This is a genomic window from Type-E symbiont of Plautia stali, from assembly GCF_059731115.1.
In genome coordinates this window covers 3164487-3191095 of the sequence record NZ_AP035906.1, presented here as the reverse complement: position 1 = coordinate 3191095, position 26609 = coordinate 3164487, and the positions used below count along the sequence as shown (strand labels likewise).

The 26609-nt window shown below is 51.3% G+C and carries 28 protein-coding genes, 1 other RNA gene and 1 pseudogene; 18 read left to right on the top strand and 12 right to left on the bottom strand.

Translation table 11 applies throughout. The features are described 5' to 3' along the window. Positions 1-9: 9 nt before the first annotated feature. The gene (locus AC6I8L_RS14645; RefSeq protein WP_058959171.1) at positions 10-1071 is read left to right on the top strand and encodes a beta family protein; all 1062 of its coding nucleotides are present in this window, start codon (positions 10-12) and stop codon (positions 1069-1071) included. Between the two features lie 18 nt (positions 1072-1089). Here AC6I8L_RS14645 and AC6I8L_RS14640 read toward each other — a convergent pair whose 3' ends face one another. From AC6I8L_RS14640 to smpB, 4 genes and pseudogenes are all read right to left on the bottom strand, one after another. Then, a complete protein-coding gene (locus tag AC6I8L_RS14640) occupies positions 1090-1887 on the bottom strand; it encodes a sce7726 family protein (protein ID WP_498013936.1) in 798 nt (265 codons plus the stop codon). A 117-nt stretch (positions 1888-2004) separates the two neighbouring features. Beyond that, positions 2005-3200 (bottom strand): annotated as a pseudogene (locus tag AC6I8L_RS14635) (integrase domain-containing protein). Between the two features lie 171 nt (positions 3201-3371). Continuing rightward, positions 3372-3733, bottom strand: a transfer-messenger RNA (tmRNA) gene (ssrA, locus tag AC6I8L_RS14630). A gap of 44 nt (positions 3734-3777) precedes the next feature. After that, entirely contained in the window at positions 3778-4260 is a 483-nt protein-coding gene (smpB, locus tag AC6I8L_RS14625) for an SsrA-binding protein SmpB (protein ID WP_034825578.1), read from the bottom strand. 158 nt (positions 4261-4418) lie between these two features. Between smpB and AC6I8L_RS14620 the strand changes: the two genes are divergently transcribed. Then, complete coding sequence (locus AC6I8L_RS14620; protein WP_034825580.1) at positions 4419-4853, top strand: type II toxin-antitoxin system RatA family toxin; 435 nt, start codon at positions 4419-4421, stop codon at positions 4851-4853. Next, positions 4846-5136 carry an RnfH family protein gene (locus tag AC6I8L_RS14615; protein ID WP_058959169.1) on the top strand — a complete coding sequence of 97 codons (291 nt, stop codon included), beginning with the start codon at positions 4846-4848 and terminating at the stop codon, positions 5134-5136. The genes AC6I8L_RS14620 and AC6I8L_RS14615 overlap by 8 nt, the downstream gene beginning before the upstream one ends. A gap of 52 nt (positions 5137-5188) precedes the next feature. Here AC6I8L_RS14615 and bamE read toward each other — a convergent pair whose 3' ends face one another. The 3 genes from bamE to nadK all read right to left on the bottom strand — a co-directional run bounded on the left by bamE (position 5189) and on the right by nadK (position 8346). Further along, positions 5189-5536, bottom strand: a complete 348-nt coding sequence (gene bamE / locus AC6I8L_RS14610) for an outer membrane protein assembly factor BamE (protein WP_034825584.1) — start codon at positions 5534-5536, stop codon at positions 5189-5191. A gap of 184 nt (positions 5537-5720) precedes the next feature. Then, complete coding sequence (gene recN / locus AC6I8L_RS14605; protein ID WP_058959168.1) at positions 5721-7382, bottom strand: DNA repair protein RecN; 1662 nt, start codon at positions 7380-7382, stop codon at positions 5721-5723. A gap of 85 nt (positions 7383-7467) precedes the next feature. Then, positions 7468-8346 (bottom strand): NAD(+) kinase, encoded by an 879-nt coding sequence (gene nadK, locus AC6I8L_RS14600; protein WP_058959167.1) that lies wholly within the window; start codon positions 8344-8346, stop codon positions 7468-7470. A 122-nt stretch (positions 8347-8468) separates the two neighbouring features. On the opposite strand from nadK, the gene grpE reads away from it, so the two are divergent. Then, positions 8469-9047, top strand: coding sequence for a nucleotide exchange factor GrpE (gene grpE, locus AC6I8L_RS14595; protein WP_034825591.1), 579 nt, complete (start codon positions 8469-8471; stop codon positions 9045-9047). Positions 9048-9096: 49 nt separating this feature from the next. Here grpE and ung read toward each other — a convergent pair whose 3' ends face one another. Next, positions 9097-9774, bottom strand: a complete 678-nt coding sequence (gene ung / locus AC6I8L_RS14590) for a uracil-DNA glycosylase (protein WP_058959166.1) — start codon at positions 9772-9774, stop codon at positions 9097-9099. Between the two features lie 264 nt (positions 9775-10038). Between ung and grcA the strand changes: the two genes are divergently transcribed. Then, entirely contained in the window at positions 10039-10422 is a 384-nt protein-coding gene (grcA, locus tag AC6I8L_RS14585; RefSeq protein ID WP_058959165.1) for an autonomous glycyl radical cofactor GrcA, read from the top strand. Between the two features lie 197 nt (positions 10423-10619). Here grcA and srmB read toward each other — a convergent pair whose 3' ends face one another. Next, positions 10620-11948 carry an ATP-dependent RNA helicase SrmB gene (srmB, locus tag AC6I8L_RS14580; RefSeq protein ID WP_034825597.1) on the bottom strand — a complete coding sequence of 443 codons (1329 nt, stop codon included), beginning with the start codon at positions 11946-11948 and terminating at the stop codon, positions 10620-10622. Between the two features lie 137 nt (positions 11949-12085). Here srmB and trmN point away from each other — a divergent pair, with 137 nt between their 5' ends. Beyond that, positions 12086-12835, top strand: a complete 750-nt coding sequence (gene trmN / locus AC6I8L_RS14575; protein ID WP_058959164.1) for a tRNA(1)(Val) (adenine(37)-N(6))-methyltransferase TrmN — start codon at positions 12086-12088, stop codon at positions 12833-12835. Here the strand turns inward: trmN and nadB are convergent. Further along, positions 12820-14439: an L-aspartate oxidase gene (gene nadB, locus AC6I8L_RS14570; protein ID WP_058959201.1), complete on the bottom strand. Its 1620-nt coding sequence runs from the start codon at positions 14437-14439 to the stop codon at positions 12820-12822. The two genes, trmN and nadB, sit on opposite strands and share 16 nt — an antisense overlap. Before the next feature lie 442 nt (positions 14440-14881). Here nadB and rpoE point away from each other — a divergent pair, with 442 nt between their 5' ends. The 11 genes from rpoE to acpS all read left to right on the top strand — a co-directional run bounded on the left by rpoE (position 14882) and on the right by acpS (position 24247). Continuing rightward, positions 14882-15460, top strand: a complete 579-nt coding sequence (rpoE, locus tag AC6I8L_RS14565) for an RNA polymerase sigma factor RpoE (protein ID WP_038645348.1) — start codon at positions 14882-14884, stop codon at positions 15458-15460. A 27-nt stretch (positions 15461-15487) separates the two neighbouring features. Beyond that, on the top strand, positions 15488-16147 hold the full coding sequence (rseA, locus tag AC6I8L_RS14560; RefSeq protein WP_034825605.1) for an anti-sigma-E factor RseA: 660 nt from the start codon (positions 15488-15490) through the stop codon (positions 16145-16147). Further along, a complete protein-coding gene (gene rseB, locus AC6I8L_RS14555; RefSeq protein ID WP_058959163.1) occupies positions 16147-17103 on the top strand; it encodes a sigma-E factor regulatory protein RseB in 957 nt (318 codons plus the stop codon). The genes rseA and rseB overlap by 1 nt, the downstream gene beginning before the upstream one ends. Next, positions 17100-17564 carry a SoxR-reducing system protein RseC gene (gene rseC / locus AC6I8L_RS14550; protein ID WP_058959162.1) on the top strand — a complete coding sequence of 155 codons (465 nt, stop codon included), beginning with the start codon at positions 17100-17102 and terminating at the stop codon, positions 17562-17564. Before rseB ends, rseC begins: the two co-directional genes overlap by 4 nt. Positions 17565-17782: 218 nt before the next feature. Further along, positions 17783-19582: a translation elongation factor 4 gene (gene lepA / locus AC6I8L_RS14545; protein ID WP_034825613.1), complete on the top strand. Its 1800-nt coding sequence runs from the start codon at positions 17783-17785 to the stop codon at positions 19580-19582. 9 nt (positions 19583-19591) lie between these two features. Beyond that, positions 19592-20563 (top strand): signal peptidase I, encoded by a 972-nt coding sequence (gene lepB, locus AC6I8L_RS14540; RefSeq protein WP_034825616.1) that lies wholly within the window; start codon positions 19592-19594, stop codon positions 20561-20563. Between the two features lie 132 nt (positions 20564-20695). Further along, entirely contained in the window at positions 20696-21376 is a 681-nt protein-coding gene (gene rnc / locus AC6I8L_RS14535) for a ribonuclease III (protein WP_034825618.1), read from the top strand. A 54-nt stretch (positions 21377-21430) separates the two neighbouring features. Beyond that, positions 21431-22333: a GTPase Era gene (era, locus tag AC6I8L_RS14530; RefSeq protein WP_034825620.1), complete on the top strand. Its 903-nt coding sequence runs from the start codon at positions 21431-21433 to the stop codon at positions 22331-22333. A 3-nt stretch (positions 22334-22336) separates the two neighbouring features. Continuing rightward, positions 22337-23065, top strand: a complete 729-nt coding sequence (gene recO / locus AC6I8L_RS14525) for a DNA repair protein RecO (protein ID WP_034825622.1) — start codon at positions 22337-22339, stop codon at positions 23063-23065. A gap of 70 nt (positions 23066-23135) precedes the next feature. After that, positions 23136-23867, top strand: coding sequence for a pyridoxine 5'-phosphate synthase (gene pdxJ / locus AC6I8L_RS14520; protein WP_058959161.1), 732 nt, complete (start codon positions 23136-23138; stop codon positions 23865-23867). After that, the gene (acpS, locus tag AC6I8L_RS14515) at positions 23867-24247 is read left to right on the top strand and encodes a holo-ACP synthase (RefSeq protein WP_034825626.1); all 381 of its coding nucleotides are present in this window, start codon (positions 23867-23869) and stop codon (positions 24245-24247) included. The genes pdxJ and acpS overlap by 1 nt, the downstream gene beginning before the upstream one ends. On the opposite strand, the gene AC6I8L_RS14510 is transcribed toward acpS, so the two are convergent. Both AC6I8L_RS14510 and AC6I8L_RS14505 read right to left on the bottom strand, forming a co-directional pair. After that, entirely contained in the window at positions 24244-24492 is a 249-nt protein-coding gene (locus AC6I8L_RS14510; protein WP_058959160.1) for a YfhL family 4Fe-4S dicluster ferredoxin, read from the bottom strand. The genes acpS and AC6I8L_RS14510 overlap by 4 nt on opposite strands. Positions 24493-24903: 411 nt before the next feature. Further along, positions 24904-25743 carry a MurR/RpiR family transcriptional regulator gene (locus AC6I8L_RS14505; protein WP_034825629.1) on the bottom strand — a complete coding sequence of 280 codons (840 nt, stop codon included), beginning with the start codon at positions 25741-25743 and terminating at the stop codon, positions 24904-24906. Between the two features lie 204 nt (positions 25744-25947). On the opposite strand from AC6I8L_RS14505, the gene yfhb reads away from it, so the two are divergent. Then, positions 25948-26586, top strand: coding sequence for a phosphatidylglycerophosphatase C (gene yfhb, locus AC6I8L_RS14500; protein WP_058959159.1), 639 nt, complete (start codon positions 25948-25950; stop codon positions 26584-26586). The last annotated feature ends 23 nt before the right edge of the window (positions 26587-26609 follow it).

The following is a 26609-nucleotide window of genomic DNA, read 5'->3' as shown; positions in this document are numbered from 1 at the left end:
GGAAAAACCATGATGATTGAATTTGATGAATACAAATATTATCCCTCGCTTAGGACTAGGGCCGCTGAAATATTAGGGTTAGAAAAACTCTCTTACCAAGTAAAAGAGAAAATACTACCAATAATTACACTTGGTAAATGGCCTCGTAATGAAGAAATCCAAACTTCTTTTGATAAAGCCATAAACGCAATGGAAGGCCTGCCCTTTATATTAGATGTAACGAAAGAAGAAAAACATCATTGTTTATCTAGTAAAAGTTTACTTTCGCCCGAAGATAACTTTTCTAATTGGAGGAGTTTCTGCCTACAAAAAGAAAACGTAATTCCTATTATACAAATGCCTGATAATGCAAAGTTACGTGAAATAGTTCAGCAGGCACGGATGATTGAAAAAGAAAAGGGGCGCGTTGCTTTCAGAATAAAAAATATTAATACTGATGTAACCAAGGTGATTAGTTCTTTAATTTCTTTAGATAACCCTGAGCGTTCAATAGTTTTTATTGATCTAGGTTATGTACGTGGCACTGTGCCTATAGTTGCTTCTGCGGCTATAACAGCAATAAACCAACTCAGAAACGAAATTCCAGAGTTGATTATTAGTGTATTAACAACGAGTTTTCCAAACTCAGTTACAAATTTTTGTCGTGAAAATGCAAACTATGGATATATTGATATGCTTGAGCGAGAGTTATATCAATCGATAGGTGGTAAAAATGTAGTTATATACGGCGATCATAGCTCCATCCATTCTGTAGTGTATGATGATATGGGGGGGAGATATGTTCCAAGGATAGATATAGCACTAGATGATGCTTGGTATTTTGAAAGGAGGCCTGGGGTTGATTCTCAGGGCTATATAGATGCAGCAAAAAGCATTTTATTGAAATATCCTGAGTACAATGAAAATACTTCTTGGGGGGCATTGATGATCAGAAATGCTGCAAAAGGCGACATCTCTGGAATGGGAAGCCCAGCGAAATGGATTGCTGTTAGAGTAAATCAGCATATCACAAGACAATCTGAATTATGTGAAGAATTAGAATATACAGATTATATTGACGATGACTTTTGACAACTAATCGAGGGGGGGCTACCTCCTCGGTTTAGCTCTTTTTAAAACATGTAATGGTAAGTCGGTAGGGATATTGTCCACGCCATATTTTTTTTGCATCCTTAGAACATCAATATCATATAAATGCTCATCGCTATAAGTTTCAATGTTTCCCGTATCGAGAGTGCTTACGTTACTTTTGATAAGCTGCTTTTTTTTTCTTAAAAGTTGTAAGTCATTAACGTTTAGCTCTTTCTTCAATGGTAATGTGCTTACAAAGCTGTCAGATGTTTCTTTATAACGATTTTTTAAATTCAATAATATATTATTTCTAACTTTCTTTACACTTAGATTCTCGGCTTGCATTTCCATATCTTTCCGACTGCAACCGTCAATCCTGAACACATTATTTTCTTTCAGTAAATTAGCAAGCTCCGCCTTAGTGAGGTAGTTTAAAAGAAATTTCTTATTTCTTATTTCTTCTGTTTTACCACGCTGAATGATTTTAAAAGATATATTTTTTTCTTGGTTTTCAAATTCGATAATACCTACATTGGATGAAACTTTACTTTTTACCTCGTAAGTAAAGCGCGAAGAACATACCACTGTAACCTTGTCAAATCTTGAAGTAAAGATGGCTAATTGTCCATCAAGTCTTGTCAACGTATCAAGATCACTTTTAATTTCAAAAGCTTGTATTTTACCATTAACAATAACCAAGTCAGCCCTTCGACTCCAATTAGCAACTACCATTTCATTAATGATCGTTGCATCAATAAGTTGGCCTCTGTCAAAAAGCCACTTTATTAAAGCGATTTTAATTTGCAATTCGTTCATTGATATATTCTTCGTATAAAAGCTATATTTTTCTAAATTTAAATCTATTGGTATATTTTAGCATGATACCACCAAACATCAAACCAACTTACAATAACTTATTGATAAAAAAATTTATTATGGATCGTGTTTTGTGACTTCTTTTCCCCACCATGACATTAATTCATATCTTTTAGTCAGATAGGTTGAACGATTATAAGCACGTCTAACCTCATTCTTATCTGAATGAGCTAAAGCCGCCTCAATCTCGTCGGAATTAAATCCATGTTCATTAAGCGCTGTGCTGGCAATTGAGCGTAGGCCATGCGCAACTAATTTTCCGCCATAACCAATTCTTTTTAAGCTGCATTAGCAGTCTGGCTGTTCATAGGTAACTTTGGATTGTTCCAGCTTGGAAAAATATGCTCTCGATGAGCACTTATAGTTTTCATTATTTCGAGTATATTTAATGCTTGATCAGACAAAGGAACGATATGTTCTCTTTTTGCTTTCACTCTCTCTGCGGGAATTGTCCAAAGTCTAGCATTGAGATCGATCTCTTCCCATCGAGCGCCAGAAGCCTCCAAAGGGCGCACAAGCGTCAGGAGTTGCCATTCAATCAAGCAGTGAGTTGGAACGGATAGATTAGACATTACCAGCGAACGCATAAGCTTCGGCAGTTCCTCCGGACTTAGAGTGGGCATATTCTGCTTTTTAGGCTTTTCAAAAGCCATCCCAATCCCTGACGCAGGGTTAGCATCAATCAGCCCGGTATTAACCGCATAAATCATAATCTCGTTAATGCGCTGTACCAAGCGGCGAACGGTTTCAAGGGCACCACGGGCCTTAATCGGCTCCAGAGCCTCAACCAGTTTGCGAGCTTTAATTTCCTGCACGGGGATCTCGCCAATGGCAGGAAAAACATCTTTCTCAAGAGAACGCCAGATATCCTTCGCGTAATCCGGCGTAACGCTGGCCTGCTTCAAGGCAAACCAGTTGGCGGCTACGGTTGAGAAAATGCTGTCTAATGCAATCTGCTGCTGTTCCGTTACCTGTTCGGCCTGCGTCTGTGGATCAATGCCGTTAGCGAGTAAGGAGAGATAATCAGCACGTAGGCGTCTGGCATCGGCCAGCGATAGGGCAGGGAAGGCACCGCGGCCCATCATAGTACGCTGCTTTGTTGCCGGACGTTGATAGCGGAAACGCCAGAGCTTTTTCCCGCTAGTTTTCACCACCATGAAAAGCCCATCGCCATCATGCAGAGTCAAATCTTTATCTGCGGCTTTAGATCGAAGAACTTCTGTGTTTGTGAGGGGGCGCGTAGTCCTTGCCATATGGGGCTTTTCTGCATGAATTGGTATACGTTATTGGCATACATCTTACCGTATACCAATTATCGCTGGATTTGGCTGGATCTTTACGGACTACTACAGCCGTAAAAAAGCCCGCGAGGCTGGTTCCAAGCGGGCTTTCAAGACTTACCCGGACGTATCCGGTACATAATGTGGTGGAGCTGGCGGGAGTTGAACCCGCGTCCGAAATTACTACACCGTCGGTACTACATGCTTAGTCAGTCTTTACATTCGCCGGCCAGCTGCGGACAGACACGCCACTGACAAACTAGCCTGATTAGATTTAGTGCTTCAACCCCAGGCAAGGCATCCACACGATCTCTTTTGGGTTTGACCTCTCTTGATCCCCGTCTTAAGAGCGGAAGCTAGGGAGAGAGGGCTCTTGGCAGGTTATTAAGCTGCTAAAGCGTAGTTTTCGTCGTTTGCGACTATTTTTTTGCGGCTTTTAACGAGGCAAACCGCCCCTCGACATGCACCTAAGGCTTCACAATCCCGTCGAGTCCAGAATCAGCCCCAAGAACTTCTTATACTACAGAAAAGTGACGGTTGAATCCAGTGCTTAACGCTTTGAATTCTTCATAATACGTGCTTTATCCATCTGCCATTCGCGATCTTTCACATCGTTACGCTTGTCGTGTTCTTTCTTACCGCGCGCCACGCCGATCTTCAGCTTGGCCCATGCGTTTTTCCAGTACATCGACAGTGCAACCACCGTGAAACCTTCGCGGTTGACACGACCGTAAAGCGAATCGAGTTCGCGCTGCTTCAGCAACAGCTTGCGGCTACGCGTGGGGTCACACACCACGTGCGTAGAGGCAACAGCCAGCGGCTGGAAAGTGGAACCGAACAGATAGGCTTCGCCATCGCGCAGCAAAATGTAGCTATCGCTGATATTGGCTTTACCGGCGCGGAGTGATTTAACTTCCCATCCCTGTAGCGACATCCCCGCTTCGAACTCTTCTTCAATGAAGTATTCGTGGCGAGCGCGTTTGTTGAGGGCAATAGTGGCTGAACCGGGTTTGTGAGCTTTTTTCTTTGTCATAGTGCGGCGTAGTCTACATCACTCAGTCTGTGGGCGCATCCCCCTGTCCTGGGGGCGGTAAAAAACACTCTATTTTAGCACAGCTGGCAAACCCGTGAATTTTGTTTGGTGTCCGAAAATGGTATTATTCAACGGTTTTGTGATGAACAGGAACCATTATGGCCCAGATTAGCCGTTCGGCGTTGGTCCCCTATAGCGCTGAGCAGATGTATCAGCTCGTGAATGATGTGGACGCTTATCCCCAGTTTCTTCCGGGCTGCACCGGCAGTCGCGTGCTGGATAACAGCGGAAATCAGATGACGGCAGCGGTAGATGTCTCGAAAGCGGGCATCAGTAAAACCTTTACTACCCGCAACACGTTGATCAGCAATCAGAGCATTCTAATGCAGTTGGTTGATGGCCCTTTTCGTAAGCTGACTGGTGGTTGGCACTTCACCTCTCTGGGTGATGATGCCTGCAAAGTTGAGCTGAGCCTCGACTTCGAATTCACCAATATGTTGGTGGAGATGGCGTTCGGTCGTATTTTCAAAGAACTGGCCAACAGTATGGTGCAAGCGTTCAGTCAGCGCGCGAAAGAGGTTTACCGTGCCTGATATCACCGTTGAGGTAGTTTATGCGCTGCCCAACAAGCAGTATCTGCGTTCGGTAACGCTTGAAGAGGGCGCGACCGTCGAACAGGCGATTAAAGCCTCGGGCTTGTTATCACTGCGCAAAGACATCGACCTTTCCAACAACAAGGTGGGTATTTTCAGCCGGCCAGTAAAGTTGGGTGATGCGGTTCAGGATGGCGATCGTGTGGAGATTTACCGCCCACTGATTGCGGATCCTAAACAGATGCGTCGCCAGCGAGCAGAACGCTCGGCGAGCAACAAATAGCGGAATCGCAGATACAAAAAGGCGCTTAAGCGCCTTTTTTGTTGCCGATCACTTAGCCTTCTTTGCCAGTGAGTTTCGGTTTGTTATCGATATTGGTCAGCGTACCGTTGCTGTCAAAGGTCAGCGTCAGGGTTTGCTGCTTCACGCCTTCATGACCCGGTTCCTGACGGAACACGTAATACCAGACATTGCTGCCAAACGGATCGTGCATCATCGGTGTGCCGAGAGTGTAGGCAACCTGCTGCTGCGTCATGCCGGTGTGAATCTTCGAAACATCGTTGGCGACCAGGTAATTCCCCTGATTGATATCCGGACGATATACAACGCGCTCAAGGGTGGAACATCCGGCGGTCATCATCAACATTACCACTGCCGCGGCAGTCAGCGTTTTACAGCGCATCTATACATTCCTTTTCTGGGGCCAAACGCCTTTTGTCAGGCTGTTTTGTTGCCATCAAATTCTGAACTCTGCTTACGGCAGGCTTTATTATGGCGATATAACTGCCGATGATAATAAACCTTTGTCCTATTGGAAACCTCTACAGAGCAAGCATATGACCACCAGGCCAGAAAAAAGTGCGGAATCAGGCTGCTAAAAGTTCTTTTGCGTTGGCCAGCGTGTTGCGCGTGACTTCGCTACCGCCTAACAAACGTGCCAGTTCCTGCAGGCGAGCTCGTTTATCCAGCGGCTGCATATGGGTTTCGGTCATCTCGCCATCGGTCTCTTTGCTGACGTAGAAGTGCTGATGTCCGCAACCGGCAACCTGCGGCAAGTGCGTCACACACATCACCTGGGTGGATTCGCCGAGTTGGCGCAGCATCTGACCGACCACCGCAGCCGTTGGGCCACTGATGCCGACATCCACTTCATCGAAGATCATGGCCGGGGTTTCCATTTTCTGTGCGGTGATCACCTGAATCGCCAGCGCAATACGCGACAGCTCACCCCCTGATGCCACTTTGCCGAGTGGTTGCAACGGCTGGCCAGGGTTGGTGGTCACGCGGAAATCAATTCGTGTAGCACCATCTGCCGTGAGTTGATCGGCTTTGAACTCCAGCTTAATAGCAAATTGACCGTGCGGCATCGACAGAGTACGCATGCTCTGGGTGATCAACTGGCTGAGTTCATGCGCCGCCTGTTCACGCAACTGATGCAGTTTTTCCGCGCAGGCCACCGCCGCCAGATGGTGTGAACCCACTTCATTTTGCAGCGTTTCCTGATCGCTCTCTTGCTGCGACAGTTGTTCTGCTTCGTCCAGCAACTGCTGATAGAGCACCGGTAAGGTTTCTGGCGACACATGATGTTTACGTGAGAGGGCAATCTGGCGTGACAGACGTTGTTCCAGTTCATGCAGACGATTGGGATCGAGATCCAGACGTTCACAATAGTGGCGCAGCTCATCGCTGGCTTCGCTCAGTTGAATCGCTGCCTCTTCCAGCAAATTGAACACGCCGCTCACTTTGTCATCCAGCGATACTAATTCGCCGAGCATATTGCGCGCGCTATACAGCAAGCTTTGCAGGTTAGTGTCATCGCTATCGGCGAGAATTTGCAGAGCCTGCTGACTCGTAGAGAGCAGTTGGCCGCTGTTAGCGAGACGTTTGTACTCTTCATCAATCTGCTCAAATTCGCCCGGCTGCGGGGCAAATTCATTCAGTTCTTTCAGCTGATATTGCAGCAGTTCACGGCGTGCTTCACGCTCCTGTGACAGCTGCTGATGCTGAGCCAGCGCACGGCAGCTTTGATGCCAGCGCTGGTAGTGCTGACGCATCTCATCAAGCAGGTCATCATGAGCCGCATAAGCATCCAGCAGATGTTTTTGGTGATCCGGCTTAAGCAGCAGCTGGTGAGCATGTTGGCCGTGGATTTGAATCAGCAGCTGACCCAGCTCACGCAGTTGTGACAGCGGCACCGACGTGCCATTGATGAAGCCACGAGAACGGCCATCGGCGCTGATGACACGGCGAAGCAGGCATTCGTTGCCTTCATCAAGCTGATTCTCCATCAGCCAGCGCTGGGCGGAGGGTGAAGCTTTGAGTTGGAAACGCGCGCAGATATCGGCACGACTGGCACCCTGACGCACCATATCTGCTTCAGAGCGGCCGCCCAGACACAGGCCCAGCGCATCGATTGCGATGGATTTACCTGCGCCGGTTTCCCCCGTGATCGCTGTCATCCCACGATGAAAGTCGATCTCCAGTTCACGAACGATAGCAAAGTTACTGATGGTCAGTTGTGCCAGCATGAAATCACCTGTATGTAAAAACAGATATGGTTTTTCATACAGTATAAACTGGTTTTTTATACAGTAAAGTGGCTGGCGGTGATTTTCAGAACAATTTTTTTGACCAGCCCAGTTTTGAGCTTAACGTATTAAAATAATTGTAATTTTTAGGATGGATCAGGTTGAGATGATGCGCACTACGGCGAATCAACACATCTTCTCCTTCCTGAATAGGCAGTGCAATCTGGCTATCGCAGCTGATCTCCAGGTCGCTACGCAGAGATGAGAAACGCAGTCGAATGGTGCTGCTGCTGTTGATCACCAGCGGGCGGGCAGAAAGTGTGTGCGGGAACATGGGCACAATGGCGATGGCATCCAGTGATGGCGTCAGAATCGGGCCACCTGCTGAGAGGGAATAAGCGGTTGAGCCGGTAGGTGTCGAGATGATTAAGCCATCCGAACGCTGGGAAAACGCAAAGACCTCATCGATATACACCTCGAATTCAATCATGTGTGCCACTTTTCCTGGATGCAGCACCACTTCATTAATGGCACTTCCAATACGCGGTGAGCACGCTTCTTTGTACACCTGCGCCTCTAGCAGGAAACGGCTTTCGACAAAGTATTCGCCTTGCAGCACATCATCCAGCTGTTGCTGTGCGTTATCGGGATCGAGGTCGGTGAGAAAACCGAGATTACCGCGGTTAATCCCAATCACTTTGATGTCATAACGTGCCAGCACGCGTGCGGCGCCCAGCATATTGCCATCACCGCCCACTACCACGGCTAAATCTGCACGTTGGCCGATTTCAGCCAGGCTGCCGGTTTCCACATCTTTCAGGTTCAGTTCGCGCGCAATCTGCTGCTCGACGATCACCTCATAGCCTTTTGCTGTCAGCCAGCGCCAGAGCATTTCATGGGTGGTTAACGCAGTAGGATGGCGCGGATGGCCGACAATCCCAATGCAGTTAAAGTGTTTGTTCATTTAGCGCGTGTTCCTCATAAGCCAAAACGGCCAGGCAATGTGATGGGTTCACTTGAAACCGTCAAACTGATCCCCATAATAAGCCAACCAGCGAGATGAATGTGCAAAACGCGGAGAAATTCATGAGTAGTAAAGAACAGAACACCCCTAACGAGCAAGTCTCAGACGAAATTCAACAGGATCAGCAGCACGTGGACGCAGAGACGGCAACTGAGGTGGATCCGCGTGATGAGCGTATCGCGCAACTGGAAGCGGAATTAGCCCAGTCGCAAGGTGGCGTGCGTGAAGCACAGCTGCGCGCTCAGGCGGAGATTGAGAACATCCGTCGCCGTGCCGAAATGGATGTGGAAAAAGCGCACAAGTTTGCGCTGGAAAAATTTGCCAACGAACTGCTGCCAGTGATTGATAGCCTGGAGCGCGCGCTGGAAGTGGCCGATAAAGAGAACACCGAACTGGCTTCGATGATTGAAGGCATCGAACTGACACTGAAATCCCTGCTGGGTGCCGTGCGTAAGTACGGTGTTGAAGTGGTCGGTGAAACCAACGTGCCATTCAACCCGGATGTGCATCAGGCGATGTCGATGATTGAATCAGAAGATATGGCGCCGAACCATGTACTGATGGTGATGCAGCGTGGTTATACCCTTAATGGCCGCCTGTTGCGTCCAGCGATGGTGGCAGTGACCAAAGCTAAAGGCTGATTGCCCTGCTGAACACAAAAACGGCCGCTGATTGCGGCCGTTTTTATTTCTATGGCAGAACGGGCATCCAGTCGATCGGCGTCTGACCAGACTGGCTCAACAGCGCATTCGCTTGTGAAAAGTGTTTGCTGCCAAAAAAGCCGCGATGGGCTGAAAGCGGGGAAGGGTGCGGCGCTTTCAAAACATGGTGGCGCTGGGTGTCGATAATGCTGCCTTTCTTCTGAGCATGCGAACCCCACAGCAGGAAAATCACGCCTTCACGGTGCTGGTTGATCGCGCTAATCACATTGTCGGTAAAGGTTTCCCAGCCGAATCGCGCGTGGGAATGCGCTTTACTGGCTTCTACCGTCAGCACCGTGTTCAGCAGCATCACACCTTGTGTGGCCCAGCTTTCGAGGAAGCCGTGCTGAGGGCGAGTGAAGCCCGCAATATCCTGCTCCAATTCTTTGTACATATTCAGCAGTGAAGGAGGCGTGGGCACGCCGGGAAGCACGGAGAACGCCAGACCGTGCGCCTGATTCGGGCCGTGGTAGGGATCCTGACCCAGAATCACCACCTTAATGTCGCCCAGTTCCGTCAGACGAAAGGCATTGAACACGTCTTTCTGCGGCGGATATACGGTCACACCTGCGGCACGTTCATTGGCGACCGCTTTTAACGTTTCGACGAAGTAAGGTTTTTCTTTCTCTTCAGCCAGCACGTCGTGCCAGGTCAGCTTCTCAGCCATCGTTAACTCCCTGCAAAAATTTGCGCCTAGCTTAACGTGTCGCACGCGGCAGCAGAAGGGCAAAAATAATTTGAAAAAATACAGAAAAAGTTATCAGGCATAATGGTTGTAAATCAATTTGTTAGCGATGAAGCGAATTTGGCTTGCCAGCATAATTGATACAGGTCAAAACGGCGGCAAATCCCCGGTGGTATATCAATGTGTCAGATCAATGGATACACCGCGTGATAGGAAACATCGCGCATTTAAGCCCTGGAGGTCACTATGATTACCGGTATTCAAATTACTCAGGCCAATAACCCACAACTGCTGAACTCATTCTGGTTACTGGATGACGAGAAAGCGGAAGCCCGTTGCCTGTGCTCAAAAGGCGATTTCACGGAAGATCAGATCGTTGCGATCAGCGATCTGGGCGACATTGCTTACCGTGAAATCCCGCTGGAGCAGAAACCCGAGGTGCGTATTGAAGGGGGCCAGCACCTGAACGTCAACGTGCTGCGCCGCGAAACCTTAGAAGATGCGGTTAAGCATCCGGAAAAATATCCGCAACTGACCATTCGTGTGTCTGGTTATGCGGTGCGCTTTAATGCGCTTACCCCTGAACAGCAGCGCGATGTGATTACTCGTACTTTCACTGAAAGTCTGTAATTGATCGGCTGACGAAAAGTCACACAGCAATACAGGCCGCGCCGATACCCTTCGGCGCGGCTTTTTTGTCTTTATCGATCTTAGATGGGAATGCCGGAAAGGGGATTCACAGCAAAAATTTAACCGAAGCGTTATTTTGGCAGGCTAAAGATAAAAAAAACGCCTCATCAGAGGCGCTTTATTGAGTGAGTGCTGATTTATTCTGCACCGCTCTCAGGTGTGCTGCTGCCGCTGGCCTTACGACGTTTACCGACATTTTTGGTGTCGCGATGACGTTGTTTAACACGCGGTTTTTCAGCTTCTTTCTCTTTGCGCTCTTTACGCTTCGCAAGGGCTTTTTTCGACGGTTTACCCGTGACTTTAGCACTCGGTGCACGCGATTCCGGACGCAACTCTTCGATGATGCGCGCTTTAATCGGTTCGTTGATATAACGGGTAATTTTACCCAGCAGCACATGGTCATGTGCCTCTACCAACGAAATCGCCGTGCCTTTACGTCCAGCTCGCGCCGTACGACCAATGCGGTGCAAGTAGATATCGGCAGTAAGAGGCAGGTCATAGTTGATGACGTGAGTAACATCATCAATGTCGATACCGCGTGCCGCAACATCCGTTGCAATCATTACATTGACGCGATTTTCATTGATACGCTTAATCGCTTCATTGCGGTTTACCTGCACCATCTCACCTTCAAGATAGCTGGTACGAATGCCGGCTTCGTGCAGCCAGGTCACCAATTCATGCAGGCGCTCACGCTTACGCACAAACACCACCACGCGCTTGGCTTCAGGCTGTTTTAACAGGTGCACCAGCAGCTTGGTTTTGTGCTCAAGGTTGTCAGCACGATAAAACCACTGTTGAATCTTCTTGCGTTCGCTTTTGCTGGGATCCGCTTCAATTGATACCGGATCGTTCAGCAGGCGCTCGGCGAAGTCTTTGATGTTTTCGCCTTCCAGCGTGGCGGAGAACAGCAGCGTCTGTTTGCGCCAGCGGGTTTCCGCTGCGATGGTTTCAATATCCTGCGCGAAGCCCATGTCGACCATGCGGTCGGCCTCATCCAGAATCAGTGTTTCAACCGCGCGGCAGTCAAAGTTTTCTTCTTTGATGTACTGCAGCAGGCGGCCGGTGGTGGCCACCACGATGTCCTGGTTTTCGCTGAACACTTCGGCGTGGTTCATATAAGCCACACCACCGGTGATGGTAGCGATATCCAGGTGCGTGTGTTTAGCCAACTCACGTGCGTGATCGGCAACCTGCATCGCCAGTTCGCGGGTTGGCGTGAGGATCAAAATACGTGGCGGGCCCGATTTTTTGCGTGGGAAGTCGAGCAGATGCTGTAAAGCGGGCAGCAGAAAAGCAGCGGTTTTCCCCGTTCCGGTTGGCGCCGAACCCAGAACGTCACGGCCTTCCAGCGCGGCAGGAATGGTCTCAGCCTGAATGGCAGTGGGGCGCGTGAAGCCTTTTTCCTGCAGCGCTTGCAGCAGGCTTTCGTCGAGTTCGAGTTCGGAGAATGTGGTTACGGTCATGGTCTACCTCAGTTTGGGGCGCTGATTATAGACAGAACAGACATAATCTTCATCTGTTTGTGTGCAGCAGGTGAAGGTGAATTCCCCTCACGACCACGTTACACTCCCCGCAGTAGATAATTCAACGGTAGTGAAGTATGTCTCAGGACCAGCCGCAGACGCGGGCAATGTTAAGAAAAGATGGTTTTACCTTTAAGCAATTTTTCGTGGCGCATGACCGCTGTGCGATGAAAGTCGGCACCGATGGCGTGTTACTGGGTGCCTGGGCGCCAGTGGCAGGCGCGCGACGAATTCTGGATATTGGCTGCGGCAGCGGATTGATTGCGCTGATGCTGGCACAGCGTACGCCACAACAAGTGATGCTGGATGCCGTCGAGTTGGAAGCCAGTGCGGCTAGCCAGGCTGAGGAAAACGTGCAGGCTTCTCCCTGGGCCGATCGCATCACTGTACATCAACAGGACATCGTCAGCTGGAGCGAGCAATCGGAAAAACGCTACTCCCTGATCGTCAGCAATCCACCTTTTTTTGCGCCGGGAACGGCGTCAGCCAGCGCAGAGCGTGATAGCGCGCGCAGTACCACCACCCTGGATCATCCCACGCTATTGCGCTGTGCCGCTCAGCTAATTGAAGAAGAGGGGATTTTTTGCGTGGTGCTGCCCGAGGATGCGGGAGAAAATCTTATCCCGCTGGCGCTGGCTGAAGGCTGGCATCTGCGATATCGCTACGACGTGGCGGCTTACGCGCATCGTCCGCCGAATCGTCTGGTGTTAGGTTTCTCGCCCACGGCAGGCGAAACGTTGCTGGAACGTCTCGCCATTCGTGATGAAGATAAGAGCTATTCGGCTGACTGGCTGAGTCTGGTGAGTGATTTCTATCTGTTCCGATAATGCTCTGGCTGGAGTTGAGTCGGTAAAGCTTCCGGGAGTTGATCGGGATAATCAGGCGTATAGTGCAGGCCACGGCTCTCTTTGCGTTCCAGCGCACAGCGCACCATCAACTCCGCCACCTGCACCAGATTGCGTAACTCCAGCAGGTTATTGGAGAGGCGGAAATGCGCGTAATACTCATCGATCTCCTGCTGTAGTAAATTAATTCTGCGCAGTGCGCGCTCAAGCCTTTTGGTGGTGCGCACAATTCCCATGTAATCCCACATGAACAGGCGCAGTTCATGCCAGTTGTGCTGAATCACTACGCGTTCGTCCGCGTCATCGACCCGGCTTTCATCCCAGGCCGGCAGTTGCTCGACGGCGGCAACATCCGGCAAGCGGCGAATCATGTCTTCTGCCGCAGACCAGCCATACACCAGACACTCCAGCAAAGAATTCGATGCCATACGATTGGCACCGTGCAGGCCGGTATAGCTCACCTCGCCAATGGCATATAGCCCATCAACATCGGTGCGGCCCTGCTGATCCACCATCACGCCACCGCAGGTGTAGTGGGCGGCAGGAACGATGGGAATGGGCTGTTTGGTCAGGTCCAGTCCGAAGGTCAGCAATTTCTCGTAGATCATCGGGAAGTGCGCGCGGACAAAACTCTCTGGCTGATGGCTGATATCCAGATACATGCAATCGACACCCAAACGCTTCATTTCATGATCGATAGCGCGCGCCACGATATCGCGCGGGGCCAGTTCAGCGCGCTCGTCAAAATCAGGCATAAAACGGGTACCATCCGGGCGCAACAGCCATGCGCCTTCGCCGCGCAACGCTTCCGTGAGCAAAAAGTTCTGTGCCTGAGGATGGAATAAACAGGTGGGGTGGAACTGATTGAATTCCAGATTGGCGACACGGCAGCCAGCACGCCATGCCATCGCAATACCATCGCCAGAGGCCACATCCGGGTTGGTGGTGTACTGATACACTTTTGCTGCACCGCCAGTGGCCAGTACCACCGCACGAGCACGACAGGTTTCCACCTGTTCGCGATTGCGGTTCCAGATCCACGCGCCCACTACCCGACGCTTGCCCGGCAGCCCCAGTTTGTCGGAAAGAATTAAATCAACGGCGTTAGTGCGTTCAATAATACGGATGTTGGGGTGGCTTAGCGCCTGGCTCACCAGCGTGGTTTCCACCGCGCGGCCAGTGGCATCGGCGCTGTGCAGGATTCGACGATGGCTGTGACCACCTTCGCGCGTCAGATGGTAACGCGCTTCGCCGTCACCTTGTGGTTCCTTGTCGAAGGCCACGCCGTTATCAATCAACCACTGCACGCAACGGCGCGCATTGCTGGCGATAAAGCTAACGGTTTCGCGCTCACATAAGCCTGCACCGGCAATTAATGTGTCTTCGACGTGAGATTCAATGCTGTCTGTTTCATCAAACACCGCGGCGATACCGCCCTGAGCATACAGCGTCGAACCTTCGTTCACCTGTGCTTTGCTTAACACGGTCACCTGGTAATAGGGTGCCAGTCGCAGCGCCAGAGACAGGCCTGCAGCACCGCTACCCACAATTAACACATCACATTGGTAATCAGGATTCGATGTCATGGTGTTTAATTTACTAAACAAAAGGTTTCCCGAGCATAAGCCTGGAAGCCGGTCCTGTGAAGTATTTTGAACAAATTACGCGGTAAAATTATCCAGAGCGGCGACATAATCACGCGATATCAGTAAGTTATGTCCGAAAATAAGCACATCGTGTTTTTTATACCAAACACTCTGAAAATTCAGGTAATAAAGGTGAAAATTAGGGCGTCATAGGGTACTCTCCCAGCGATTATCGGTGCCGCAAAAGACGCCAACGGCGTAGCCAGTCGCTACACTGAAAGACAATCAACAACAATGATGTCGTGGTTCCGATACGGAAAATATCTGGTCGTGGTGAACTTCAGGCCAACATATGACTCTAAGCGCATGCTTGCTCAGAACAATGAGATGTGCTGGCAGTTCACTTACGCATAAAAAGAGATTTGGGGAGACATTACCTCGGATGAGCGAGCAGTTAACGGATCAGGTTCTCGTTGAGCGGGTTCAGAAGGGAGATCAAAAGTCATTTAATTTACTGGTGATTCGATACCAGCATAAAGTGGCGAGCCTGGTTTCACGTTATGTCCCTTCAGGCGATGTGCCTGATGTGGTTCAGGAATCCTTTATTAAAGCGTATCGCGCACTGGAATCTTTCCGTGGCGATAGCGCCTTTTATACATGGCTGTACCGCATTGCGGTGAATACAGCAAAAAACTATTTAGTGGCTCAGGGGCGTCGTCCGCCATCCAGCGATGTGGATGCTATCGATGCAGAAAATTTCGAAAGTGCGGGAGCATTAAAAGAAATTTCGAACCCTGAGAACTTAATGTTGTCAGAGGAACTGAAACAAATTGTTTTTCGGACCATTGAGGCGCTTCCCGAAGATCTGCGTATGGCCATCACCCTCAGGGAGTTGGATGGTTTAAGTTACGAAGAGATTGCCGCCATCATGGATTGCCCGGTGGGTACGGTTCGTTCGCGTATCTTCCGTGCCCGAGAGGCCATTGATAATAAAGTTCAACCGCTTATCCAACGTCAGTGATAACGGCTACTGGAAGGGTACCAAAGCATGCAGAAAGAAAAACTTTCCGCTTTAATGGATGGTGAAACTCTCGATAACGAGCTGCTGGCGTCGTTGTCGAAGGATGCAGATCTTCAAAAAAGCTGGGAGAGCTACCATCTAATCCGCGACACCTTACGAGGTGATGTCGGTGAAGTGCTGCATTTTGATATCTCCGCACGCGTTGCAGCGGCCATTGAAAATGAGCCATTGCGTAAAGTGACTCCGCTGATTCCTGAAGCGCAGCCTGAGCCATCACGCTGGGAGAAAATGCCGTTCTGGCGTCGTGGCGGCACCTGGACTGCACAACTGGCGCAGATTGGTGTGGCTGCCTGTGTCTCGCTGGCCGTGATTGTGGGTGTTCAGCACTACAATACTCAGCCTGGCAGCAGTGCAACGGAAACCTCAGATTCTCCAGCGTTTAATACGCTGCCGATGATGGGTAAAGCTTCTCCTGTCAGTCTTGGCGTCCCTTCTGACGCGTTTGACACCAATAGCTCTAACCAGCAGGTTCAGGAACAGCGTCGTCGTGTGAATGCCATGCTGCAGGACTATGAACTGCAACGCCGTCTGCATGCTGATCAGGTCCAGTTCGATGAAAAGAATGATCCTCAGCAGGCGCAAGCTAACGTTCCCGGAAATCAGTCGTTAGGAACTCAACAGCAGTAATGAAGCAACTTTGGTGTGCCGTTAGCCTGCTGGCAGGCAGCCTGCTTTGGTCCTCCACCGCCCCGGCGCAGACATCTGCTTCCGGGGCGTTGTTACAGCAGATGGAGCAGGCAAGCCAGAACCTCAACTACGAATTCGCCTACATCAATGTCTCTCGTCTTGGCATTGAATCTCTGCGCTATCGTCATGCAGTTATCGATAATCGTATCTTTGCCCAACTGTTGCAGATGGATGGGCCGCGTCGTGAAGTGATTCAACGTGGCAATGACATCAGCTACTTCGAGCCTGGACTTGATCCTTTCTCACTACCGGGCAATCACATTATTGATGCGCTGCCTGCATTGATGTTTGCTGATTTCTCCCGCCTTGGTGATGCCTACGATTTTATTCCGGTAGGACGTTCACGTATGGCCGATCAAATGTGCGAAGTGGTGCGCATCGTGTCGCGTGATGGCACGCGCTACAGCTATGTCGTGTGGCTGGATGTTGATACTAAATTGCCGCTACGCATTGATTTGCTGGATCGTGATGGTGAAACGCTGGAGCAGTTCCGTGTCATCAGCTTTGCGGTGGATGAAGGCGTGCGTAATCTGATGCAGGGGCTGGAAAAAGCCAATCTGCCGCCAACGCTGTCATTACCGGCGGGCGATAAAGTGCAGCTCAGCTGGCAGCCAGGCTGGTTGCCAGCGGGTATGACACTGATTTCGCAGAGTCGCCGCGATATGCCAGCCATGAATAAAACCGTAGAATCTCGTCTGTACAGCGATGGCTTATTTAGCTTTGCTATCAACATTACGTCTGCCGATAAAAGCAGTGTGCCGCAGTCATTGCGCACTGGGCGTCGTACGGTGCAGACAGAAGTGCGCGATAATCGTGAAATCACCGTGGTGGGCGAATTACCGCCTGCAACGGCCAAACGTATCGCGGACAGCATAGATTCAGGTGCACAAAAATGATGAGAGAATGGGCCACCGTGGTGGCGTGGGAAAAAGGCATTGCCACGCTGCACTCGGAAGCGAAAACCTCCTGTAACAGCTGTTCAGCCCGCAAAGGCTGCGGCAGCCACGCGCTCAATCAACTTGGGCCGAAAAATGCTCATGTCATGACCATTGCCAGCCCGGAGCCTTTACAGCCCGGACAGCGCATTGAATTGGGTATCCGTGAAAGCAGTCTGCTGGGTTCAGCGCTGCTGGTTTACATGACGCCGCTGTTTGGCCTGTTTTTAGTCGCAGGTCTGTTTCAGATGCTATTCCACAGCGATCTGGCGGCGGCCTGCGGTGCACTGTTAGGCGGCATCGGTGGCTTTATTGTGGCTAAAGGGGTTTCCAGCGTGTTCGGTCATCGGGAAGCCTTTCAGCCGATCATCCTCAGCGTTGCGTTACCGCCCGATGCCATGCGCGTAGAAAATGAAGGTTGATCCCTGCCAGGGCCGCGCAATGCGCGGCTTTTTCATTTAGGCTTACCCGCTGAAATCTGTTGCGATTCCCCACAGTTCCATTCTTTAACGCGCGGCGTTAACAGTGTAATATGCGTCGTCATTAATGAGGCTGACAGGATTCCGGGTAAAGCTCACTTTCCTGAATGTGTCTGTGCTCAAGTTTTCCACTGATTTTTTACGTGAAGATATTCATATAAATGAAGCACATACGAAATTTCTCCATCATCGCACACATCGACCACGGCAAATCAACGCTCTCTGACCGCTTGATTCAGATTTGTGGTGGCCTCAGCGATCGTGAGATGGCGGCGCAGGTTCTGGATTCTATGGATCTGGAGCGCGAGCGCGGCATTACCATCAAAGCGCAAAGCGTCACGCTCGATTACAAAGCGCTGAACGGTGAAACTTACCAGCTCAATTTTATCGATACTCCCGGCCACGTTGACTTCTCCTATGAAGTTTCCCGCTCTTTAGCGGCTTGTGAAGGGGCTTTGCTGGTGGTCGATGCAGGTCAGGGCGTTGAAGCACAGACGCTGGCGAACTGCTACACCGCAATGGAAATGGATCTGGAAGTGGTACCGGTTCTGAACAAAATCGACTTGCCTGCGGCCGATCCTGAGCGCGTGGCGGAAGAGATTGAAGATATCGTGGGTATTGATGCGGCTGATGCCGTGCGCTGCTCGGCGAAAACCGGCGTTGGCGTTCCGGATGTGCTTGAGCGTCTGGTGCGTGATATCCCACCACCGGAAGGTGATCCAGAAGGCCCACTGCAGGCGCTGATCATCGACTCATGGTTCGATAACTACCTGGGCGTTGTGTCACTGATTCGTATCAAGAACGGTACGCTGCGTAAAGGCGACAAAGTGAAGGTGATGAGCACCGGTCAGACCTATAACGCTGATCGCTTAGGCATCTTTACACCGAAACAGGTTGACCGTAATGAACTGAACTGCGGCGAAGTAGGCTGGTTGGTTTGCGCGATCAAAGACATCATGGGCGCGCCAGTCGGTGACACCCTGACGCTGCAACGTAATCCTGCTGAACATGTCCTGCCAGGCTTTAAGAAAGTGAAGCCACAGGTATATGCTGGCCTGTTCCCGATCAGCTCTGATGACTATGAAGCGTTCCGTGATGCGCTGGGCAAACTGAGCCTCAACGATGCCTCACTGTTCTATGAGCCAGAAAGCTCAACGGCGCTGGGCTTCGGCTTCCGCATCGGCTTCCTCGGTCTGCTGCACATGGAGATCATTCAGGAACGTCTGGAGCGTGAATACGATCTCGACCTGATTACTACAGCGCCAACGGTAGTTTATGAAGTCATCACCACCGACGGCCAGACAGTCTATGTTGACAGCCCTTCGAAGCTGCCACCGCTGAACAATATTGAAGAACTGCGCGAACCGATCGCCGAGTGTCATATGCTGCTGCCGCAGGAATTCCTCGGCAACGTCATCACCCTGTGTATTGAGAAACGCGGTGTGCAGACCAACATGGTTTATCACGGTAAACAGGTTGCGCTGACCTATGAAATCCCGATGGCAGAAGTGGTACTCGACTTCTTCGACCGTCTGAAATCAACGTCTCGCGGCTATGCATCGCTGGACTATAACTTTAAACGTTTCCAGGCCTCTGACATGGTGCGTGTCGACGTGATGATTAACTCAGAACGTGTTGATGCGCTGGCGCTGATTACCCACCGTGATAACTCTCAGTATCGTGGCCGCGACCTCGTGGAGAAGATGAAAGATCTGATTCCACGTCAGCAGTTCGATATTGCGATTCAGGCGGCAATCGGCAACCACATTATCGCTCGCTCAACGGTCAAGCAGCTGCGTAAAAACGTCCTGGCGAAATGCTATGGCGGTGACGTGAGCCGTAAGAAGAAACTGTTGCAGAAGCAGAAAGACGGTAAGAAGCGAATGAAGCAGGTCGGCAACGTTGAGCTGCCGCAGGAAGCATTCCTTGCCATTCTGCATGTCGGTAAAGACAGCAAATAAGGAACTTTAATGGCTAATATGTTCGCCCTGATTCTGGTGATCGCCACGCTTATAACGGGTGTTATCTGGTGTATCGATCGCTTTAAGTGGGCTCCGGCGCGTCGTGCTAAGCAGGCAGCTGCACAAGCGCAGGCGGGCAACACATTGGACGGCAAAACGCTGGCCAAAGTGGCGGCTCAGCCAGGCTGGGTAGAAACGGCGGCATCGGTGTTCCCGGTGCTGGCGGTGGTGCTGATCGTTCGCTCATTTATTTTTGAGCCATTCCAGATCCCATCAGGTTCCATGATGCCAACGCTGCTGATTGGTGATTTTATTCTGGTGGAGAAGTTTGCTTACGGAATCAAAGATCCGATTACTCAAACCACGCTGATCCCAACGGGTCATCCGCAGCGTGGTGATGTGGCGGTGTTTAAATACCCGAAAGATCCGAGCGTCGATTACATTAAACGTGTGATCGGTCTGCCGGGCGACAAAGTGGTGTTTGATCCTTACAGTAAAACGCTGACGGTTAACCCGGGTTGTGGCACGGGCAAATGCGATACCGCGTTGCCGATCACCTATACCAACGTGGAGCCAAGCCGCTTCATTCAAACCTTCAGCGGCTTTGATGGCAATGAAACCGGCAACGGCTTCTTTGAAGCACCACAGGGCGAAACCATGAAGGGCGGCCTGCGTCTGGGAACACGTAAAGAGACGTTGGGCACGGTGACGCACGATATCCTGTTAGTAAACGAAGCGCAGAGCCAGGCAAGCATGTATTATCAGCAGCCGGGTCAGCCGCAATCCACATGGATCGTGCCGGAAGGGCAATATTTCATGATGGGCGATAACCGCGATAACAGCGCCGACAGCCGCTACTGGGGCTTTGTGCCTGAGAAGAATCTGGTCGGTAAAGCGGTGGCTATCTGGATGAGCTTTGAGAAACAAGAAGGACAGTGGCCAACGGGCGTGCGCTTAAGTCGCATCGGCGGAATCCACTAAGCACTATGCCCACTGCGGTGGGCAACACGGTTGGCCTCTTTCGGGGGGCCACTGCAAACGAAACAGAACGTGTTGGAAGCTCAGCCCTGTTTCGTATGCAGAGTTACAGACGCACAGAATAACTGGAATCGCATGAACCCCATCCTTATTAACAAGCTGCAGCGCAAACTGGGCTACACTTTTACTCATCCGGAACTACTGCAGCAAGCATTGACTCACCGCAGTGCCAGCAGTAAGCACAATGAACGTCTTGAGTTTCTTGGCGATTCCATTCTCAGCTATGTGATTGCCAATGCGCTTTATCACCGCTTCCCACGTGTGGATGAAGGTGACATGAGCCGCATGCGCGCTACGCTGGTGCGGGGCAATACCCTGGCAGAGATGGCGCGTGAGTTTGAACTTGGCGAATGTTTACGTCTTGGACCGGGCGAGTTGAAGAGTGGAGGTTTCCGTCGCGAATCGATTCTTGCTGATACGGTTGAAGCGCTGATTGGCGGTATCTTCCTCGACAGCAACATTCAAACCGTTGAGAAACTGATTCTCGATTGGTACCAAAATCGCCTTGATGAGATCAGCCCGGGTGATAAGCAAAAAGATCCAAAAACGCGTCTGCAGGAGTTTCTGCAAGGGCGTCACCTGCCGCTGCCTTCTTATCTGGTGGTGCAGGTGCGTGGCGAAGCCCACGATCAGGAATTCACCATTCACTGTCAGGTGAGTGGCATGGCAGAACCGGTGGTGGGTGTAGGTTCCAGCCGCCGTAAAGCAGAGCAAGCTGCCGCTGAACAGGCATTAATTAAGCTTGGTCTCGAATAAAATACATAGTCATATCGCAGCGTCGACAGCGACGCTGCTCAAGTCAGGACTCGAATGAGCGAAATCGAAACACACAGCGGCTTTATCGCGATTGTTGGCCGACCTAACGTTGGCAAATCCACCTTACTGAACCAATTACTGGGGCAGAAAGTGTCGATCACCTCGCGTAAACCGCAAACCACGCGTCACCGCATCATGGGTATTCACACTGAAGGCGCTTATCAGGCGATCTACGTGGATACTCCCGGCCTGCACATGGAAGAGAAGCGGGCGATTAACCGCCTGATGAACCGTGCTGCCAGCAGCTCAATTGGTGATGTGGAGCTGGTAATTTTTGTTGTTGAAGGCACCCGCTGGACGCCGGACGACGAAATGGTCTTGAACAAGCTGCGCGACGGCAAAGTGCCGGTAGTGCTGGCGGTTAACAAGGTCGATAACATTCAGGATAAAACCATTCTGCTGCCACACCTGCAGTTCCTGAGCCAGCAGATGAACTTCCTTGAGATTGTACCGATCTCGGCGGAAAGCGGTAAGAACGTTGATGCCATTGCCGCTATCGCGCGTAAATGCCTGCCGAAATCTGACCATCACTTCCCGGAAGATTACATCACCGATCGTTCACAGCGCTTCATGGCGTCTGAGATCATCCGTGAAAAACTGATGCGCTTCCTCGGTGCGGAACTGCCTTACTCAGTGACCGTGGAAATCGAACAATTCGTCTCTAACGATCGTGGTGGCTATGACATCAACGGTCTGATCCTCGTCGAGCGCGAAGGGCAGAAGAAGATGGTGATTGGCAACAAAGGCGCCAAGATTAAAACCATCGGTATTGAAGCGCGTAAAGACATGGAAGAGATGTTTGAAGCCAAAGTGCATCTCGAACTGTGGGTTAAAGTGAAATCGGGTTGGGCGGATGACGAACGTGCACTGCGCAGCCTGGGCTATACAGACGAATAATTGATGGAAGGCTGGCAACGCGCCTTTGTGCTGCATAGTCGCCCTTACAGCGAAACCAGCCTCCTGCTCGATCTGTTCAGCGAAAGCGAAGGGCGCGTCCGCGTCCTCGCCAAAGGCGCACGCTCGCGCCGTTCGCAACTCAAAGGTGCACTCCAACCCTTCACGCCGCTGCTGGTGCGTTGGGGTGGGCGTGGCGAAGTTAAAACGCTGCGCAGCGCTGAAGCGGTGTCGCTGGCCTTACCGCTCAGTGGCATCACGCTTTACTGCGGGTTGTACGTTAACGAACTGCTGTCTCGCGTGCTTGAGCAGGAAATTCCTTTCTCCGACCTCTTCTTTGACTATCTCCATTGCATCCAGATGCTGGCCGCAGGCAGTGGCACGCCTGAACCGGCGCTGCGTCGCTTTGAACTGGCGCTGCTGGGCCACCTGGGTTACGGCGTGGATTTCCTGCACTGTGCGGGCAGTGGTGAAGAGATCGATGACGGCATGACGTACAGTTATCGTGAAGAGAAGGGGTTTATCGCCAGCCTGGTGGTGAACCAACGCAGTTTTACCGGTCGCCAGTTGCGTGCGCTGTGGGAACGCGAGTTTCCCGATGCCGACAGCCTGCGTGCTGCCAAGCGCTTCACGCGTATGGCGCTCAAGCCTTATCTGGGCGGTAAACCGCTGAAGAGCCAGGAACTGTTTCGCCAGTTTGTGCCCAAAAAGAAGCCCGATGTGGCAAACGACTAGCGCTGGTCGTACCGCCTGATATGCTCAGCACGGTACACTGCAAACACACTGAACCTATTTAAGGATTGTCATGGCTGAGTTGCTGTTAGGGGTCAACATTGACCACATCGCCACCGTACGTAACGCACGTGGCACGAATTATCCCGATCCAGTCCAGGCGGCGTTTGTTTCTGAACAGGCGGGCGCAGATGGCATCACTGTGCACCTGCGTGAAGATCGTCGTCATATCACCGATCGCGATGTGCGTATTCTGCGCGACACCATCCAGACACGTATGAATCTGGAGATGGCGGTGACCGATGAGATGATCGACATTGCCTGTGATATCAAGCCGCACTTCGTGTGTCTGGTGCCGGAAAAGCGCCAGGAAGTGACCACTGAAGGCGGATTAGATGTGGCGGGTCAGCAGGACAAAATCAATGCTGCGGTTCGCCTGCTGAGCGAAGCGGGTATTCTGGTGTCGCTGTTCATCGATGCCGACCACCGCCAGATTGAAGCGGCCGTTGCCAGCGGCGCGCCTTACATTGAGATCCACACTGGCGCCTATGCGGAAGCACCGGAAGGGCTGGAGCGTGAAGCCGAATTATCGCGTATTCGCAAAGCAGCCACATTTGCAGCCAGCCTCGGTTTGAAGGTTAACGCCGGTCACGGTCTGACGTATCACAACGTGCAAGCCATCGCTGAACTGCCGGAGATGCATGAGCTAAACATTGGTCACGCCATCATTGGCCGTGCGCTGTTCAGTGGCCTGGCGGATGCGGTGTCAGAGATGAAGCAGCTGATGCGGGAAGCGCGTCGTTAATGGCGATTCTCGGACTCGGCAGCGACATCGTTGAAATCGAACGTATTGCCGGTGTGATTGAGCGATCCGGCGATCGTCTGGCGCGTCGCGTCTTGAGCGAAGCCGAGTGGCAGCAATATCAGGCGCACCAGCAACCGGTGCGCTTTCTTGCCAAACGTTTTGCGGTGAAAGAAGCGGCGGCCAAAGCCTTTGGTACAGGCATTCGCGGTGGTCTGGCCTTTAATCAATTCGAAGTGTACAACGACGCGCTTGGCAAACCGGGCTTACGCTTTTTCGAACAGGCAAAAGTGATTGCCAGCCAGTTGGGCGTGAAACATGTGCATGTCACGCTGGCCGATGAGCGCCACTACGCCTGCGCAACGGTGATCATCGAAGACTAAGGGTGCAACACGACAAATTTCTCCCACAGCGCCTCACGGGTTTCCGGGTGCTGTGGGTCAGAAATGATGGTGTTATCAATCGGGCAGACGCTTTGGCAGGTCGGCACATCATAATGGCCCACGCATTCGGTGCAGCGGTCGACATCAATCTCATAGATCGCCTCACCTAAACTGATGGCCTGGTTCGGGCATTCAGGTTCGCACATATCGCAATTGATGCATTTCGCCGTAATAAGTAAAGCCATGATCGCCGTTAGCCTGACAAAGAAGGCGCGCACCTTATCATAAAACCGGCTTATAAGGTCGCATGGTTTATTGCGCGGGATCAAACAAAGCGAGGATTGCGTCACTCAAGCAAAATTCATCAAAGGTTAGATAGGAATTAGGAATACTCCGAGTTATCATTTTGTGCGGTAATTATCCGCATAAATGTTTGTCGTAAGCACCATGATAAAAATTAACTCGTTGAAAGAAATGTTTTTAAAGCAGCAATGCATTCAGTGTGGAGTTGCGCGAGGGTGGCTGGCTCGCTGGATGTCTGATGATGCCGCTTTATGCGATGAGTGCCTGCATAACTTGCAGCATGCGAGCCGCCAGGCCTGTCGTCACGATTCTGCTTCGCAAAGTAAAAAGGCCGAATGACGGCTTTTTTTGTATCACACCAGTTTTTTGACCAGTTCTTCACTGTGCCTTATGTGGCTTGAAGCGCGTTCTGGATCGTTTTGTACCAACGCCATAAACAGCAGGTCAGTCAACGCCAGTTGTGCACTGGTGGATGAGATTGCGGCACTGCGCGTGCTTTGCTCCTCGGCAACGGTGTACAAGCATATGGAAGCGCACTGTTGCAGCGAGTTGGGGGTAAAGCCGGTAAACGCCAGCACGTCGACCCCCAGCTGCGCGGCTTCCTGTGCCGCAAGGTTAATCTCACGCCGCTCGCCGGTATAGGAAATCGCCAGCAGCACATCCCCCGGTGCCATCGCCTGCACGCTCGCCAGTAAAGCATGCATATCCTGCTCGGCTACCGCGTTGATGCCAATCTTCATCAGCTTCCATGAGAAATCTTTCGCCACTAACCCCGACGCACCGATGCCCACTAACAAAATGCGGTTGGCGTTTTTCAGCAATTGCAGGGTTTGCAGCAATTTCTCTTCGCTGTTGATATCCAGCGTGGCGCGGATAGCGGAAATCTTCTCAGTCAGTAATTTTTCGCCGACCACTTTGAGGGGATCGTCGCTAAGAATATGATTGTGCACGGTGATGGCGTCGCGATCCGCCAGCGACTCACTCAGTGCCAGTTTCAGCGCAGGGAATCCCTTATAGCCCAATTTTTGGGCAAACTTCACCACGCTCGACTGGCTGACGCCCGATTCCTCAGCCAGTTTTTGTGAACTCAGATGCCGTGCCCGATCCGGCTGCGACAGCAAAAAATCCGCCAGCCGACGCTCATTTAGCGCCAGTCGAGGGTAGAGCTGGCGAATTCGCAGCAATGAACTCATGTTCGATCCTTAATCCATCTAATCCCGCTTGAGCTTAGTCTCTTTTCGCACCATCAGGTTTTAATGACAGCACGCCGACACAAAGAATAAACTATTCAGCTGGCATTGTGGCCATTGGAATTAAAAATGACTGCTTTCGCCCCTGCCGTTGAAGCTGGCTACACTGTAGGGCAAGCCGTAGAAAGGAAAGATAAGGAGAGGAGTTTGACAAAGGGTACGCAACGCCGCGTGGTGTTTTTCGATCTGGATGGCACGCTGCATCAGCAGGACATGTTTGGCACCTTTATGCGTTATCTGCTGCGACGCCAGCCGATCAACCTGTTGCTGGTGGTGCCGCTGTTGCCGGTAATTGGCCTGGGAATGCTGTTTAAAGGACGCGCCGCACGCTGGCCAATGAGTTTACTGCTGTGGGCCATTACTTTTGGCCACAGTGAGCTGCGCCTGCGTCAGCGTGAGGCCGCGTTCGCGACATGGTTCCGCGAGCGCGTCACCGCTTTTCCGGTGGTGCAACAACGTCTGACCGATTATCTCAGCAGCGATGATGCGGATGTGTGGCTGATCACTGGTTCACCACAATCACTGGTGGAGCAGGTCTATTTCGATTCGGCCTTTCTGCCGCGCGTACAGCTGATTGCCAGTCAGATGCAACCCGGTTTAGGGGGACGCGTGCTGGCCATGCGTTGCCTCGGGCATGAGAAGGTCGCTCAACTCGAAGAGAAGATTGGTACACCATTGCAACTCTACAGCGGTTACAGCGACAGTAAACAGGATAACCCGCTGCTGTTCTTCTGCCAGCATCGCTGGCGGGTGACACCTCGCGGTGAGCTGCAACAGCTGGAGTGAATCATGCGGCGATTCCGTCTATA